Source organism: Breoghania corrubedonensis, assembly GCF_003053845.1.
GTDB lineage: Bacteria > Pseudomonadota > Alphaproteobacteria > Rhizobiales > Stappiaceae > Breoghania > Breoghania corrubedonensis.
The window spans coordinates 136,114-150,631 of sequence record NZ_QAYG01000008.1 but is presented as its reverse complement, the minus strand read 5'-3'; the positions used below and the strand labels follow the sequence as shown (position 1 = coordinate 150,631).

The following is a 14,518-nucleotide window of genomic DNA, read 5'->3' as shown; positions in this document are numbered from 1 at the left end:
AAAACGGGCGCGGATCACTCCGCGCCCGTTTTCGGTTTTCAGTTACGCAGCGAACGTCTATCGGCGATCGCCGAAGAGCTGCATCAGCATGATGAACAGGTTGATGAAGTCGAGATACAGACGCAGCGCGCCCATGATGGCCTTGCGGCCGGCGGTGACGTCGCTGTCGCCCTCGAAGTACATTTCCTTGATCTGCTGCGTGTCGTAGGCGGTGAGGCCCGCAAACACCAGAACGCCGATCACCGAGATGGCGAACTGCATCGCGCTGGAGCCGATGAACATGTTCACCACCGACGCGATGACGATGCCGATCAGGCCCATGAACAGGAACGAGCCCCAGCCCGACAGGTCCTTCTTGGTGGTATAGCCGAAGAGGCTCAGACCGCCGAAGGAGGCTGCGGTGATGAAGAACACCCGCGCCACGGACTCGTGCGTGTAGACCATGAGGATCGAAGAGAGCGAGATGCCCACCAGCGCGGCATAGGCCCAGAAAGTGCCCTGCGCGGCCCCCACGCTCATTTTCTGAATGCGGAAGGAGAGGAAGAACACCATCGCCAGCGGCGCCAGAATCACCACCCACTTCAGCGGGCTGGCAAACAGCGCCACGCCAAGGCTCGTCAGCATCATCCCGTTGGGAAGCTGCGCGGCGGCATTGGCAGCATTTTCGGTCACTGACATCGAGTAGGTGCCAAGAGCGGCAAGCCCGGTGATGCCGAGGCCTAGCGCCATGTAGTTGTACACGCGCAGCATGTAGGCCCGCAGGCCAGCGTCATAAAGGCCGGCCTCGGCGCGCGAACCCGCGTACCGGGTCGCCTGATTACGGTCGAAGGTCGCCATCGAAATCCTCGCTTTTGATTACGCCCCGAAAAGACAACAAATGCGCCTATCCGGGCGCTGTATCGAATATGGTGGCATGCAATACCACGAACAAGACTGCTTGATGGCAATTTTGCGTGATTTTATCCCCCTCCCCCTTGAATTGGTTAAACTCTTCTCTCTCGCAACGACATGGCGCAGGCCGTCAGCGCCTGTTCAGCCGATCTCTTTCTCGAACCAGTGGTGCGCATAGGGTTCGTCATTGAAGGCAGGCACCTCAAGGTAGCCCGACGAACGGTACAGCGAGAGTGCCTCCGTGAGGTTCCTGTTGGTCTCGAGCCTGAGGAGGGAAATGGCGAAATCCCGCGCCCTGCCCTCCAGAGCCTCGATGATACGGCGCCCGACACCCAGCCCGCGCGCGCGATCGGCAACCCACATGCGCTTGAGTTCGCCCATTCCCGGCCGGATCGACTTGAGCGCGCCGCAGCCAACCGGCTCCCCGTCGAGCCGGGCGATGACGAAGACACCATTTGGCGGACGCAGTGTCGCTTCATCGGCCGGATTACTCACGGCGGGATCGAAGCCGGCGTCAAAGCGGCGGGCGAGTTCCTGGAAATACTCCTGCATGCACCATCGCGCATCCGCGCTCTCGGGTGCCTCGACGTCCACCCGCACGGCAGAGGCCCGCAACAGGCGGCGCACTTCCGCCATGCCCGCGGCAAGCTGGTCGCGCTGGATCTGATTGAGAGAGGACAGCAGCGAAACCGCGTCCTGTTCGAGGTTCGCACGGGCACCACCTGAACCGGGGGCACCGAACCTCAGATCGACTTCGCGAACGAAATCAAGCACCTGCTCCAGATAAATCGGCTTCATGAAACATACTCACTGCCTTGAAATGAATACGAATTCGGAAAACTTGGAGAAACAGCGAAAATCGAAGAGACGGCCGCTTACGGTCCGGCACCGGCGAAAAAACCGGTAGCGGCGACAGACTATCACAAAAGCTAGAGATTGCGCAGGACGGGCGCCGGCCGCTCGCCGAGCACCCGCCAGGTCCCGATCAGGCCGAAGCCAACGGAGAGAGCGAGCGCGACAAGCGCCGCGACAAGCGCCGTCATCGGCTGGAAGGCGAAGCCCACCTGCATGATTTTCACGATCACATACCAGGCGGCCACTGTGCCGGCGAACACGGCGAAAATGGCGGTGGCAAGACCCAGCATGGCGTATTCCATCACGTAAGCCGCGATCAGCCTTGCGCGCGTCGCGCCCAGCGTTTTCAGGATCACGGCATCGTGAATACGGTTGCGGTGACCGGCAGCCAATGCGCCCGCCAGAACAAGCACGCTGGCGATGAGGGTGATGGCCGATGCCCCGCGGATCGCCCAGGCAAGCTGGCCGACGAGATCGTTGACCTGCTGGATCGCATCCTTGACGCGCACGCCGGTGACCGTCGGCAAGGCGTTGGAAACAGCCTTGAGAAGCGCGATCTCACGCTCGGCAGTGACCGGCGTCTTCCAGGTGACGGTGGCGAGATAGGAGTGCGGCGCACCCGCGAAGGTGTTGGGCGAGAACACCATGACGAAGTTCAGCGCCAGGCTTTCCCATTCGACGTCACGGGTGTTGGCGACCCGCGCCGTGATCTCGCGCCCCAGAACGTTGACCGTCACCGGGTCGCCGATCTTCAGGCCTAGCCCCTTCGCCAGTTTGCCTTCGAAGGAAACGAGCGGTTCGCCCGCATAGTCCTTCGGCCACCATTTTCCGGCGACGAGTTGGGAGTTCTTCGGCAGATCGGCGGAATAGGTGATGCCGCGATCGCCCCTGAGCACCCAGGCCGCATCCGGCGCCGGCGTGATCTGCGATGTTGGCACGCCGTTGAGTTTCACCAGCCGGCCGCGCAGCATGGGCGCGGTAACGAGGTCCGCATTCGGCGCCTCGCGCGCGATCAGCTTGCGAAAGGCAGGCATCTGTCCGCTCTGGATATCGAGGAAGAAGAAGCTCGGCGCCTCGCCTGCGATCCGCGTCGTGAGTTCGCGGCGCAGATTGCCGTCGATCAGCGTCAACGCAACAAGCAGCGTCAACCCGAGGCCGAGCGACAGGGTGACCGAGGGCGTCAGCGCGCCGGGACGATGGATGTTGCCCAGCGCCAGCCGCCATTCGGTTGCAAGCGCGGAGGCCCGGCCCGAGCGACCGTTGAAACGCGGCATGCGTCGCGCCAGCGCCATGACCCCGCGCCCGACGGCGAACAGCAGCACGAACGAGGCGGCCGCCGCGCAGACATAGATGAGCGCGATGCGCGGCTCGTAGGCGAGGACGACGGCAAGCCCCGCCAACACCAGCACCGTGACCGCAGCCGCCGCCACGTAGCGCCGCCGCGGCAGCCGCGCCCGTGTGCCGATCTCGTCGCGAAACAGCGCCGTCGGCGGCACATCATGCGCCCGACCCAGCGGCCACAGCGCGAAGGCAAGCGCAGTGAGCACGCCGTAGAGAAGCCCCAGCGCCAGTTCGCCCGGGTAGATGCCGGCGATCACCTGGACCGGTAGCACCTGCGAGAGCGCCGCCCCGGCCGCGAACGGCAACAAGGCGCCAAGAACAAGCCCGATCGCGATGCCGCAACCGGCCAGCATCAGGATCTGGATGAGATAGAGCCAGAAGACGAAGCTGCCCGGCGCGCCGACGCACTTGAAGGTCGCGATCACCGGACGCTTGGAATCGAGGAAGGCACGCACGGCGTTGGCGACACCCACTCCGCCGACGACAAGCGCGGTAAGGCCGACAAGCGTCAGGAATTGAGTGAACTGACCGATGCTGCGGCTCAGGCCGGGCGCTGCGTTATCGCGGCTGCGGATACGCCAGCCGGCATCGGGAAAGCGCGTTTCCGCCTCCTCGCGCACGGCCTTCACGGCCACATCCCCGGTCGGCCCGGCGCTTGCGCCGTCGAGCGCCACGCGCTGATGCCAGCGCACGAGCGTGCCCGGTTGCAGCAGTTTCGAAGCCTCAAGTGCGGCCCGCGAGATCATCAGCCGGGGGCCGAAATCGATGCCGCCGCTGAGTTTGTCGGGTTCGCCCGCGATGGTGTCGACCACCTTGAGCCGGACATAGCCAAGCGTGATCTCGTCGCCGACCGAAATGTCGAGCCTGGCCAGCAGCGCCGGGTCGACGACCGCGCCCCAGGCATCATCATGGCGCAAGAGCTCCGTATGCACGTCGCCGCCGCCGGAAAGCCGCAGACTGCCGAATAGCGGATAGGCGCCATCGATCGCCTTCACCTCCACCAGCGCCTGCTTGTCGCCGGATGGCGTGCGGGCCATGGCGCGCATGTTGGCGATGACGGAAACCTTGCCGAGCCCATCGAGGAACTCGCGTTCCGCCCCGCTCACCTCACGATGGACGAGCGAGAAGTCGAGGTCGCCGCCGAGGATCGCGCGGCCTTCGCCGGTAATGCCTTCTGTCAGCCCGCGCGAAAGCGAGGCGACGCCCGCGATCGCGGCCACGCCCAGCGCGATGCAGGCGATGAAGACGTAGAACCCCTGCAAGCCACCGCGCATCTCGCGCAGGGCGAAACGGAAGGCTGTGGCGATGGTGGCGCGGCCTGGCGATTTTGCGGCAACGAACCCCGCCATGTCAGTGCCCCGCCGCCGCGTGGGGCGCGCGGATGATGGGATCGCCGTCGATGAAGCCGGAATGGATACGCACGCTGGTGGTGCACCGCTCGGCGAGCGTGCGATCATGGGTGACGAGCACAAGCGTCGTGCCGCGCCGCTCCTGCGCCTCGAACATCAGATCGATGATCGTCGAGCCGGTGCTCTCGTCGAGATTACCGGTCGGCTCGTCGGCGATCAGGATGTCCGGCTGCGTGACGAGCGCGCGCGCCATCGCAACGCGCTGCTGCTCGCCGCCGGAAAGCTGCGCGGGATAATGAGTTGCGCGCTCACCGAGCCCCACGGCCGCGAGTTCATCCTTGGCCCGCTCGAAGGCGTGTGCCTCGCCGGCCAGTTCCAGCGGCACGGCAACGTTTTCAAGCGCCGTCATGTTGGGAATAAGGTGGAACGACTGGAAGACGATGCCGACGTGCTGGCCGCGAAAGCGGGCGAGATCGTCCTCCGAAAGCCCGGTAAGATCGGTGCCAGCGACACGGACGGTTCCGCTGTCGGCCCGTTCCAGCCCCGCCATGACCATCAACAGCGTCGACTTGCCCGACCCCGACGGCCCGATGATGCCGACCGAGTGCCCTTGAACGATGTCGAGATCGATGCCCTTGAGGATATGAACCCGGGCGGCGCCCGTTCCCAGCGAGAGATGAACGTTCCGGAGCGAAATAGCCGGCTGGTCGACGGTATGATCCACGGGCCTTGTCCTCGGCTTGTTCAAACCCAAATGATAGGACCGGTATCAGGCCCAGGCGACTGGCCGCGCGTACAGTGTCCGTTGGAAGACCGCGTGGTTGGCGGTCTTCCAACGGACATGCTCTACTGGTATCGACCACACGTTCTGCCCAATATGGGGACGGGGCACGATCAATCCAGAGGGTTCATGCGCTTCCTGGCACTCATGATTTCCAGCCTGCTTGTCACTTGCGGCCTCGCCATTCCCCAAGCCGGGGCCAGGCAGATCACCATCGTCGCCCTTGGCGACAGCCTGACGGCGGGCTATGGCCTCGATCCCGGCGAGGGCTTTCCCGACCAGCTCCAGCGTGCTCTGAAAGCAAAGGGGCATGACGTGAACGTGATCGACGCGGGCGTTTCCGGCGACACGACCTCGGGTGGTCTGGCGCGGCTCGACTGGTCCGTCGGCGAGAAGGCGGACGCGGTGATCCTGGAACTGGGCGCCAACGATGCGCTGCGCGGCGTCGCACCCGAAGAGACCCGCAAGAACCTTTCCGCCATGCTGGAAAAACTCAAGGCGCGCGGCCTGCCCGTGCTGCTCGCCGGCATGCTGGCTCCACCCAACATGGGCCCCGAATACGGTCGTGCCTTCAACACGATCTACCCCGATCTCGCCCGAAAATACGGTGTTCGCCTCTATCCCTTCTTCCTCGACGGGGTGGCCGGCGACCCGGCGCTCAATCTCGGCGACGGCATGCACCCCACGGAAGCCGGCGTCGCCGTCATCGTGAAGCGCATCCTCCCGGACGTGGAAGCCCTGCTCGCCGACGCAAGCACCGCCAAGAAGGGCGACTGATAACCTTTCTTCATTCTTCCGACCGAAAAGACCTCCCTCTTTTCACGCAAACGGGATGCAAGTCCCGACCCCATCCGAAAAAATCAGGACCTTCCTACATGATCGAAATGCGCAAACTCGGGCGAACCGACATCGAGGTCAGCAGCGTCTGCCTCGGCACGATGACCTGGGGCGAGCAGAATACCGAGGCCGAAGGCCACGCCCAGATGGACTTGGCGCTGGAACGCGGCATCAACTTCTTCGATACCGCCGAGCTTTACCCCATTCCGCCAAAGGCGGAGACGCAGGGCCGCACCGAAGAAATCATCGGCACCTGGTTCAAGGCGCGCGGCACACGCGACAAGGTGATCCTTGCCTCCAAGGTGGTCGGTCGCACGGGCAACACCTGGTTCCGCGACGATGGATCAGAAGGCCGGCTGACGCGGAGCCAAATCGAGGAAGCGGTCAACAAGAACCTCAAGCGACTCCAGACCGACTACATCGATCTCTACCAGATCCACTGGCCCGATCGCGTCGTCTCGCAGTTCGGCACCAACCCCACCATATGGCAGCCGCAGGATCCCGCCCCCGACGAAACGCCGATCGAGGAGACACTTTCCGTCCTCGCCGATCTGGTGAAGGCCGGCAAGCTCCGCCACATCGGCCTTTCCAACGAAAGCGCCTGGGGCACGATGCGTTATCTGCAGGCATCCGAAACGAAGGGCCTGCCGCGCGTCGCCTCGATCCAGAACGCCTATTCGCTGCTGAACCGCACCTTCGAGACCAACCTTGCAGAAATCGATGCGCGCGAGCAGGTCGGGTTGCTGGCCTATTCGCCGCTGGCGCAGGGCTTCTTGACGGGGAAATACCGGGGCGGTGCACGGCCAGCGGGCTCGCGCTGGGCGCTTTTCGACCGTCAACAGCGCTATCAGACGCCAGGCGCGGAAGCGGCCGCGGAAGCCTATTTCGATCTGGCGGAACAGCTGAGCCTGACGCCGACCGAACTGGCATTGGCCTTCGTCCACTCCCGCCCGTTCGTCACCTCGATGATCATCGGCGCGACCAATCTCGATCAGCTCGGCCAGGATATCGACGCCGCCGAAATCGATCTCGGACACGAGGCGCTCGAACGGATCAACACGGCCTACCAGATCCACGGCAATACCTGCCCGTAAGCCGCTCACCGCATATGATCGACCGGGCCGCTTCCGCGGCCCGGTTGGCACACGTCGCGGAAAAATACGCGCGCCGGAGCCCGTCAGCCTCTTATTCACCCTTGCCGAATCCGGTTTGCCGATTCCAAACTGAACAAAAATCAGCAACGGGGGAGATAAGCCATGCCGCGTCTCTTTACCGGCCTGGAGATCCCGGCCGAAATCGGCATGAGGCTGTCATTGCTGCGTGGCGGCCTGCGTAATGCGCGCTGGATAGAACCCGAAAATTATCACATCACCCTGCGCTTCATCGGCGATATCGATGACCGGCTGGCCTACGAGGTTGTCGACGCGCTCGGCCGTATCCATCGCGATCCCATCGAGATCCACCTCGACGGACTGGGCGCCTTCGGCAAGGACAAGCCGCACTCGATCCATGCACGGGTGGAACCGACGCCGGCGCTCGTCGAATTGCAGGGCGAACAGGAACGCATCATCCAGCGACTGGGTCTGCCGGCGGAACGACGCAAGTTCACGCCGCACATGACCGTCTGCCGCCTGCGCGGCGGAACCAGCCCGGCCGACGTCGCGAACTGGCTCGCCATGCGCGGAGATTTCCAGGCGCCTGCCTTCACCGCTGGCCGCTTCGTGCTGTTTTCCTCGAAGACCTCCACCGGCGGCGGACCATACGTGATCGAGGAAACCTATCCGCTGGCGGCCTGAGATCGCGACGGCTGGTTCGAACATAGGGCAACCGCGCGGACAGACGGCTTGCGGCGTCCCTCTTACGGCGCACCGCGCCGCGCCGGTCCCATGCGGTTGATTACCGCCCTCGGCACCTGGAATGTCCGGTAGAAGACCGCATCCACCCGCAGCCCGCAAAGATCGCGCTGGATGGCGACATACCAAAGCGCCTCGCCCGCCTCTTCCACCAGCCGCTCACGGCGCTCGGCCGCCCCTCCGCCCGCCTGCTCGAATTCGGCCAGCCGCACCAGCGCTCGTTCCAGCTTTCCCTGCAGCCGGCCGAGCGTGGAAGCCTTTTCGGCCAACACCTCGTATTCCAGCGCCTGTTCGACAGGATCGAGATCACAAATCTTGGCGAAACGTTGGGGCAGACGCAGCGACATGGAAAGTTGGTCCGGCATTCGAGACGGGATCGGTCCGGCGCCCGCAGGCACCCTCTAGAAAAGGTCAACGCCCTTCAACTTAAGCCGGCGACCGCGTCAGACCAGCCTGAGATGCCGCTTTTTCTCGAAGACCCGCAGGACCTTTTCCAGGTCATGCCCGCGCTTCAGGACCATGCCGCCGGCAGCCACCACCGCATAGGCGCCTTGCTTGCGGGCGTTCTTCGGCTCCTTCTCGATGCGATAAATCGGTATTTCCGAGGTTCGCCGGAAGATGGAGAAGATCGCCTTGTCCTTATGGAAGTCCATGGCGTAGTCGCGCCATTCGCCTTCCGAAACCATTCGTCCGTAGACCCGGAGAATCTGGCCCAGTTCGCGCCGGTTGAAGGATGTGGCAACCGGGGCGGGTTTGACCGGCGCGGCGGACAGAGACGAATAAGGGGTTCCGCCGCGCAGCGATAGACTTTCCTCGGCCTCGCTCATGACGCCTCCTCTGGCTGGTTTCGTGCATTTCCAGGCAATGCGAAAGTGTCAGGCGGCGGCGTTTACAGCCTGCTTTCAAGCTGAGCCGTCGCACCAACATGATTGCGCCCATGGCGGCACGTGGCAAGCGGGAAGGGTCCGGATCATGCGCTCAGTGCGCATTCTCGCCCTTCAGGCGCGGAAATCCGGGTGTTTTTCGGAAAATCCGGGGCGTGCCACCGGCGCGGGCCCCGCAGACTTAAAATTCTTATTTTCGCCTTAATGCCGCCCTTGCGGCGTCACTTTGGACTTCCATATTCCAATCGTTGCCTCAGACGGCCCGGTTCCGCCGGGACTTCGGATTTTTCAGCCCCCCAGCCCCCCGGGGACTTGGCTAAGAACCGGGCCACCTGGCAACATTATCCACCAGACTGAATTCCAGGGTCGGCTTTGCCGGCCTTTTTCTTTGCCCGCATTTTCCCCGCCCGCTTGCCCGGTTTTTTCGTTCCCGCTGTCGCGCCTCTTCCGCGCAAAGCTTGAACCTCCCCGCAAAACCACCGATATCTGCCCCGCTCCTGATGCGCATTCACGCGAACGGGAACAGGAATTCATCTCAGGACGGGTTGCGAACATGACGAGCAAGACGAACGAAGCCGCCGCCGGGACTGCGGCCGACAAGGCCGCCGATGCGTCTCCCCAGACCTCCGAATCCAAAGAGGCCCACGAATTTCAGGCGGAAGTCGCCCGGCTTCTGCACCTGATGGTGCATTCGGTCTATTCCAACAAGGACATCTTCCTGCGTGAGCTGATTTCGAACGCCGCCGACGCCTGCGAGCGTCTGCGCCAGCGCGCGCTGACCGAGCCGGAGCTGATTTCCGGGGATGAGACCTTCCGCATTCGCCTCGAGACCGACAAGAATGCCCGCACACTGAGCGTTGCCGACAACGGCACCGGCATGAGCCGCGAGGAGCTCATCGACAATCTCGGCACCATCGCCCGCTCAGGTACCCGGGCCTTCCTTGAAGGCCTTGGCGAAGCCAAGGACGGCCAGTCGCTGATCGGCCAGTTCGGTGTCGGCTTCTATTCCGCCTTCATGGTGGCGGGCGAGGTGGACGTGGTGAGCCGCGCCGCCGGCTCCAACGAGGCCTGGACCTGGCGTTCCGACGGACAGGGCAGCTTCACCGTCGAGCGTGCCGACCTTGAGAGCGCGCCAGCGCGCGGCACGCGCGTGGTGCTGCACCTTTCCGATGAGTCGGTGGATTACGCGCAGGCCTCCACGATCGAGCGGATCGTGCGTGAATATTCCGCCCATGTGCCTGTGCCGATCGTGCTCGCGAGCGAGACCGAGCGCGAAGAAAACGAGCCCGACGGCGAGGAGAAGGCAGACAAGGATACGGCGGCGAAGATCGAGGAACGCGAGATCGCCGACGGTTCGGCGCTTTGGACGCGCTCCAGATCCGAGATCACGGAAGAAGAATACAAGGAGTTCTACGGTCACGTTTCGCGCCAGTTCGACGAGCCGGCGCTGACGCTCCACTACCGGGCGGAAGGGCGGCACGAATATTCCGTGCTGCTGTTCGTGCCTTCCATGACGCCGTTCGACCTGTTCGATCCCGACCGCAAGGGCCGGGTGAAGCTCTATGTCCGCCGCGTCTTCATCGCCGACGATGTGGATCTGCTGCCGGCTTATCTGCGTTTTACGCGCGGCGTGATCGATTCGCAGGATCTGCCGCTGAACCTGTCGCGCGAGATGCTGCAGTCGAACCCGGTGCTCGACGCGATCCGCAAGGGCGTGACCAACCGCGTCCTGTCGGAGTTGCAGAAGCTCGCCGATAACGACGCGGAAAAGTACACCCAGATCTGGGAGACCTTCGGCCCGGTCATCAAGGAAGGCCTCTACGAGGACTTCGAGCGCCGCGACAAGCTGCTGGCGCTTACGCGCTTCAAGACAACGAAGTCCGGCGATGGCTGGCGCACGCTCGCCGAATATGTCGCCGACCTGAAGGAAAACCAGACCCAGATCTTCTACGCCATCGGCGACAATGCAGACGCCGTGAAAGCAAGCCCGCAGCTCGAAGGCTACCGTGCCCGGGACGTCGAGGTTCTGCTTCTCTCCGATCCGGTCGACGCCTTCTGGGTGCAGATCGCGCTGGGCTTCGACGGCAAGCCGTTCCGCTCGGTGACGCAGGGTGCCGCCGATCTCGACGCGATCACGCTGCCTGACGACGAAAAACAAAAGGAAGACGAAGCGGGCAAGGGCGCCACGGCGGACGTTGCGACCCTGGTCACCTACGTCAAGGAGACACTCGGCGACGCCGTTACGGACGTGCGCATCTCCTCGCGTCTCGCCGAAAGCCCGGTCTGTCTGGTGGCGCCCGAACATGGCCCCGACCGCCAGTTCGAAAAGCTGATGAGCCGCCGCGACGGCGCGCCGGGCGGCGCCGGATCAAAGCCCGTACTGGAGATCAACCCGCGTCACGCGCTGGTGAAATCGCTCGCCTCCCATCTGGGTGACGATGCCGCAAAGGACTTCACGAAGGATGCCGCCTGGCTGCTCTATGATCAGGCCCGCATTCTCGACGGCGAACACCCGAACGACCCGGCCGCTTTCGCAGGTCGTCTGGCCCGAGTGATGAAAAAAGGGCTCGGCTGAACTTTAGCCGATCAAAAAAGACGGCAGGGGCTTGCCCTGCCGTTTCGCGCGCGGCCTGTTGTCTCAGTCACAGTCGGGCGCGAAGGATGGGTCGACGTAACGCTGGTCCTTCGGCAGCGCCGCGATGACCTTGCGGTCCTCGTCATCGAGCGTGATCTTCAGGGCATCGAGGTTCGCCTGCTGGCTCTCGAGCCGGCCCGCCTTCGGGATCGCGGCGACGCCGTCCTGATCCATGAGCCAGGCGAGCGCGATCTGGGCCGGGCTCGCCCCGTGCTTTTCTGCGACCGCGACAAGGCCGTCCTCATCCGCCAGCCGTCCCTGGCCGAGCGGCACATAGGCGACGAGCGGAATATCCTTCGCGCGCAGGTAACCCAGCAGTTTCGACTGGTCGAGTTTCACATGGTACTCGACCTGATTGCAGGCGATCGGGGCGCCGATTTCCTCCACCGCGCTCTTCATGAGATCGACCGTGAAATTGGCGGCGCCCATCGCCTTGATGAGCCCTTCCTCCTTCAAGGCCGCCATCGTCTCGAAGATTTCTCCCATGTCCATGTCGGGCGCGGGCCAGTGGACGAGATAGAGATCGACATGGTCCGTCTTGAGTTTTTCCAGGCTGCCATCGAGCGCGCGGCGGATACCGTCCCGCGTCAGATGGTCGTGCCACACCTTGGTCGTGAGGAAAATGTCCGCGCGCGGCACCGACGAGACCGCCAGTCCCGCTCCCACGCCTTCCTCGTTCTCGTACATTTCCGCTGTGTCGATATGGCGATAGCCGAGCGAAAGCGCGTGTTCCACAGCCTGGGCACAGGCTTCGCCCGCCATGCGGTAGGTGCCAAGGCCGAGGCGCGGCATCTCAAGTCCCCGGGTGGAGAGAGTTTCCATGGAGTGTCTCCTGATCTGAAATCGAATCGCCCGGATGGGCCACGACGCTCCGCATCTGCGGGCACGGCGAACAGTAATGCAGGAGAGGGAATTAGGGCAGCGGCGCGACGGGTAAACCGCCGGACCGAAATGCGTCGGGAGATGAACCGACGATCGCGCTTGTGGTGCCCCCGGCCCGACTCGAACGGGCACGTCCGTTAAGACAACGGATTTTGAATCCGTCGCGTCTACCAATTCCGCCACGGGGGCTTTGTGCGCGGCTTGAAAGCGAGCGCGACTATAACGGCGGCATCGCGCGCGTCAATCGGTCAGACGCACCTCGCTCAACAGGACTGTTGATCGCGCTCACGATGATGACAATGGACTCGCCCGCGCACCCCCGCTAAAGAGCAGACCATGTTGCGCCGCCTCTACGACTGGACCATGTCGCTAGCTGCCGGACCTCGCGCCTCTCTCGCGCTGGGAGCGGTTTCCTTTGCCGAAAGCTCGATATTCCCGATCCCGCCCGATCTCCTGCTGATTCCGATGGTGCTGGCCGACAGGGCCCGCGCCTGGGGACTGGCGCTTCTGTGTACGGTGATGTCGGTTATGGGAGGGCTGGCGGGCTACGCCATCGGCGCGCTTCTGTTCACCCAGATCGCCGAACCGATCCTAGCTTTTTACGGCTATCTTGACGCGTTCCAAGCCTTTCAGGTGAAATACAACGCCTGGGGCGCCTGGGCGGTGCTGGTCGCCGGTGTGACGCCCTTTCCGTTCAAGGTGATCACCATCGCCAGCGGAGCGACAGGGCTCGATCTCGTTGTGTTCGTGATCGCCAGCATCGTTGCGCGCGGCATACGCTTCTTCGCCGTGGCCGGGCTGCTCTACGCGTTCGGCCCACCGATCCGCACCTTCATCGAAAAGCGTCTCGGCCTCGTTTTCACCGTCTTCGTGGTCATGCTCCTTGCCGGTTTCGCGGCAATCAAGCTGCTCTGAACAAAACGGAATCTCTCATGGCGTCGCAATCCGCCCTGTCCACCATTCTCACCACGTACCGCACGGCACTCGCCGCCGGCCTCGTTTTTCTCGGAGGCGCTGCGGTGGTCTGCGGGGCATGGGGCTTCCAGCTCATCGGTGGCTACGTGCCCTGCAAGCTGTGCCTGGAACAGCGCGTACCCTACTATGTCGGCCTGCCCATCGCCTTGCTCGCGTTCATCATCGCCCGCTTCGCGCCGGCCAGAACAGGCATAGCCAGGCTCGCCCTCGTCGTCTTCGCCTTGCTCATGATTTATGGCGGCGGTATCGGCGTGTATCAGGCCGGAGCGGAATGGACGTTCTGGCCCGGGCCGACCGATTGCGGCGGCGGCGGTTCTCTTGCCAACAATGCCGGAAACCTGCTCAACTCGTTGCAGAACCTGCATGTGGTGAGCTGCACCGAGGCAAGCTGGCGCATGTTCGGCCTGAGCTTCGCCGGCTGGAACGTGGTCGCCTCGGCAGGTCTTGCCATCGTGGCGCTGTGGGGAGCCATCGCGAAGCGCGGCTGAGGAAGTCCGGCAATCATCGGGGTAGCCATGAACAGGCGCGAGGAACGGGATGAGGAACGAAGGCGCGAGGCGCAAAGCGCGCTCGGCCGCGTTGAAAGCGACAGCGAAACCGTCGGCTCGTCCTCCTTCGCCCGGGTCGCCAGACAAACCCGAGATCATTTCGCAGCTCATGACAAGCAGGGGGAAAGCGATCGCATCGAGGTCTGGGGCAGTCGTATCGGCCGGGCGGCCGGCCTGATCTTCACCGTGGCTCTGGTGATCTACCTGGCGCTCGCCTACCTGTGAGGGGCCTCCCTTTTCGAAACCGACGGGCCGCCCCATGAAGAACGTTTCCGACTGGTCATCCGCAAACGCCCCCGATCTCGCGACGTTCCGCGACATCGCTCACGCGGCCTTCGCCGCTCTGCCGCAGGAATTTCGAGACCGTTGCGAGGGCATCGTCATCGCCATTGACGATTTTCCGAGCGACGAGATGCTCAAAAGCGTCGGCGCCGAGGGACCATTCGACCTGCTCGGCCTGTTCCAGGGACTTGGCCTCGCCCAGACCGGCGACAGTGCATTCACCGGCCAGCAGCCCAACCGCATCTGGCTCTTCCGCCGCCCGATTCTCGACTACTGGGCCGAATACGATGACAGCCTCGGTGCGATCGTCACGCACGTGCTGATCCACGAGATAGGCCACCATTTCGGCCTGTCCGACGAGGATATGGAGGCGATCGAGGCGGAGAACTGAAGCCGTCCGCCTCG

General features: G+C 63.7%; 15 protein-coding genes and 1 tRNA gene. 8 read left to right on the top strand and 8 right to left on the bottom strand.

Features of this window, described 5'->3' with window-relative positions; genetic code table 11:
• Positions 1–57: 57 nt before the first annotated feature.
• From C8N35_RS18235 to C8N35_RS18220, 4 genes are all read right to left on the bottom strand, one after another.
• Positions 58–837 carry a Bax inhibitor-1/YccA family protein gene (locus C8N35_RS18235; RefSeq protein ID WP_107991150.1) on the bottom strand — a complete coding sequence of 260 codons (780 nt, stop codon included), beginning with the start codon at positions 835–837 and terminating at the stop codon, positions 58–60.
• Between the two features lie 195 nt (positions 838–1,032).
• The gene (locus C8N35_RS18230) at positions 1,033–1,689 is read right to left on the bottom strand and encodes a GNAT family N-acetyltransferase (protein ID WP_107991149.1); all 657 of its coding nucleotides are present in this window, start codon (positions 1,687–1,689) and stop codon (positions 1,033–1,035) included.
• Positions 1,690–1,820: 131 nt separating this feature from the next.
• Positions 1,821–4,436: an ABC transporter permease gene (locus C8N35_RS18225; RefSeq protein ID WP_107991148.1), complete on the bottom strand. Its 2,616-nt coding sequence runs from the start codon at positions 4,434–4,436 to the stop codon at positions 1,821–1,823.
• 1 nt (position 4,437) lies between these two features.
• Entirely contained in the window at positions 4,438–5,160 is a 723-nt protein-coding gene (locus tag C8N35_RS18220) for an ABC transporter ATP-binding protein (RefSeq protein WP_107991147.1), read from the bottom strand.
• 186 nt (positions 5,161–5,346) lie between these two features.
• Between C8N35_RS18220 and C8N35_RS18215 the strand changes: the two genes are divergently transcribed.
• The 3 genes from C8N35_RS18215 to thpR all read left to right on the top strand — a co-directional run bounded on the left by C8N35_RS18215 (position 5,347) and on the right by thpR (position 7,850).
• On the top strand, positions 5,347–5,994 hold the full coding sequence (locus C8N35_RS18215) for an arylesterase (RefSeq protein WP_170122157.1): 648 nt from the start codon (positions 5,347–5,349) through the stop codon (positions 5,992–5,994).
• 101 nt (positions 5,995–6,095) lie between these two features.
• On the top strand, positions 6,096–7,148 hold the full coding sequence (locus tag C8N35_RS18210; RefSeq protein WP_107991234.1) for an aldo/keto reductase: 1,053 nt from the start codon (positions 6,096–6,098) through the stop codon (positions 7,146–7,148).
• A gap of 162 nt (positions 7,149–7,310) precedes the next feature.
• Positions 7,311–7,850 (top strand): RNA 2',3'-cyclic phosphodiesterase, encoded by a 540-nt coding sequence (gene thpR, locus C8N35_RS18205; protein ID WP_107991146.1) that lies wholly within the window; start codon positions 7,311–7,313, stop codon positions 7,848–7,850.
• 62 nt (positions 7,851–7,912) lie between these two features.
• Here the strand turns inward: thpR and C8N35_RS18200 are convergent, their stop codons facing one another.
• Positions 7,913–8,272 carry a DUF6665 family protein gene (locus tag C8N35_RS18200; protein WP_210203587.1) on the bottom strand — a complete coding sequence of 120 codons (360 nt, stop codon included), beginning with the start codon at positions 8,270–8,272 and terminating at the stop codon, positions 7,913–7,915.
• A gap of 78 nt (positions 8,273–8,350) precedes the next feature.
• Positions 8,351–8,734 (bottom strand): DUF2794 domain-containing protein, encoded by a 384-nt coding sequence (locus tag C8N35_RS18195; protein WP_107991145.1) that lies wholly within the window; start codon positions 8,732–8,734, stop codon positions 8,351–8,353.
• 610 nt (positions 8,735–9,344) lie between these two features.
• On the opposite strand from C8N35_RS18195, the gene htpG reads away from it, so the two are divergent.
• Positions 9,345–11,366 carry a molecular chaperone HtpG gene (gene htpG / locus C8N35_RS18190; RefSeq protein ID WP_107991144.1) on the top strand — a complete coding sequence of 674 codons (2,022 nt, stop codon included), beginning with the start codon at positions 9,345–9,347 and terminating at the stop codon, positions 11,364–11,366.
• Positions 11,367–11,429: 63 nt separating this feature from the next.
• Here htpG and C8N35_RS18185 read toward each other — a convergent pair whose 3' ends face one another.
• On the bottom strand, positions 11,430–12,248 hold the full coding sequence (locus C8N35_RS18185) for an aldo/keto reductase (RefSeq protein WP_107991143.1): 819 nt from the start codon (positions 12,246–12,248) through the stop codon (positions 11,430–11,432).
• Between the two features lie 162 nt (positions 12,249–12,410).
• Positions 12,411–12,497 (bottom strand) — tRNA-Leu (locus C8N35_RS18180).
• Between the two features lie 147 nt (positions 12,498–12,644).
• On the opposite strand from C8N35_RS18180, the gene C8N35_RS18175 reads away from it, so the two are divergent.
• From C8N35_RS18175 to C8N35_RS18160, 4 genes are read left to right on the top strand one after another with little or no spacing between them, the layout of a single operon-like run.
• The gene (locus C8N35_RS18175; RefSeq protein WP_107991142.1) at positions 12,645–13,223 is read left to right on the top strand and encodes a YqaA family protein; all 579 of its coding nucleotides are present in this window, start codon (positions 12,645–12,647) and stop codon (positions 13,221–13,223) included.
• Between the two features lie 17 nt (positions 13,224–13,240).
• Positions 13,241–13,771 carry a disulfide bond formation protein B gene (locus C8N35_RS18170; RefSeq protein WP_107991141.1) on the top strand — a complete coding sequence of 177 codons (531 nt, stop codon included), beginning with the start codon at positions 13,241–13,243 and terminating at the stop codon, positions 13,769–13,771.
• 27 nt (positions 13,772–13,798) lie between these two features.
• Positions 13,799–14,056, top strand: a complete 258-nt coding sequence (locus C8N35_RS18165; RefSeq protein ID WP_107991140.1) for a hypothetical protein — start codon at positions 13,799–13,801, stop codon at positions 14,054–14,056.
• A 34-nt stretch (positions 14,057–14,090) separates the two neighbouring features.
• Positions 14,091–14,504 (top strand): metallopeptidase family protein, encoded by a 414-nt coding sequence (locus tag C8N35_RS18160; RefSeq protein ID WP_107991139.1) that lies wholly within the window; start codon positions 14,091–14,093, stop codon positions 14,502–14,504.
• The last annotated feature ends 14 nt before the right edge of the window (positions 14,505–14,518 follow it).

Bases quoted from the DNA above. Each gene is read 5' to 3' on its own strand.
- C8N35_RS18235 (WP_107991150.1), bottom strand. From the start codon at position 837: ATGGCGACCTTCGACCGTAATCAGGCGACCCGGTACGCGGGTTCGCGC.
- C8N35_RS18230 (WP_107991149.1), bottom strand. From the start codon at position 1,689: ATGAAGCCGATTTATCTGGAGCAGGTGCTTGATTTCGTTCGCGAAGTC.
- C8N35_RS18225 (WP_107991148.1), bottom strand. From the start codon at position 4,436: ATGGCGGGGTTCGTTGCCGCAAAATCGCCAGGCCGCGCCACCATCGCC.
- C8N35_RS18215 (WP_170122157.1), top strand. From the start codon at position 5,347: ATGCGCTTCCTGGCACTCATGATTTCCAGCCTGCTTGTCACTTGCGGC.
- thpR (WP_107991146.1), top strand. From the start codon at position 7,311: ATGCCGCGTCTCTTTACCGGCCTGGAGATCCCGGCCGAAATCGGCATG.
- C8N35_RS18200 (WP_210203587.1), bottom strand. From the start codon at position 8,272: ATGCCGGACCAACTTTCCATGTCGCTGCGTCTGCCCCAACGTTTCGCC.
- C8N35_RS18195 (WP_107991145.1), bottom strand. From the start codon at position 8,734: ATGAGCGAGGCCGAGGAAAGTCTATCGCTGCGCGGCGGAACCCCTTAT.
- htpG (WP_107991144.1), top strand. From the start codon at position 9,345: ATGACGAGCAAGACGAACGAAGCCGCCGCCGGGACTGCGGCCGACAAG.
- C8N35_RS18185 (WP_107991143.1), bottom strand. From the start codon at position 12,248: ATGGAAACTCTCTCCACCCGGGGACTTGAGATGCCGCGCCTCGGCCTT.
- C8N35_RS18175 (WP_107991142.1), top strand. From the start codon at position 12,645: ATGTTGCGCCGCCTCTACGACTGGACCATGTCGCTAGCTGCCGGACCT.
- C8N35_RS18170 (WP_107991141.1), top strand. From the start codon at position 13,241: ATGGCGTCGCAATCCGCCCTGTCCACCATTCTCACCACGTACCGCACG.
- C8N35_RS18165 (WP_107991140.1), top strand. From the start codon at position 13,799: ATGAACAGGCGCGAGGAACGGGATGAGGAACGAAGGCGCGAGGCGCAA.
- C8N35_RS18160 (WP_107991139.1), top strand. From the start codon at position 14,091: ATGAAGAACGTTTCCGACTGGTCATCCGCAAACGCCCCCGATCTCGCG.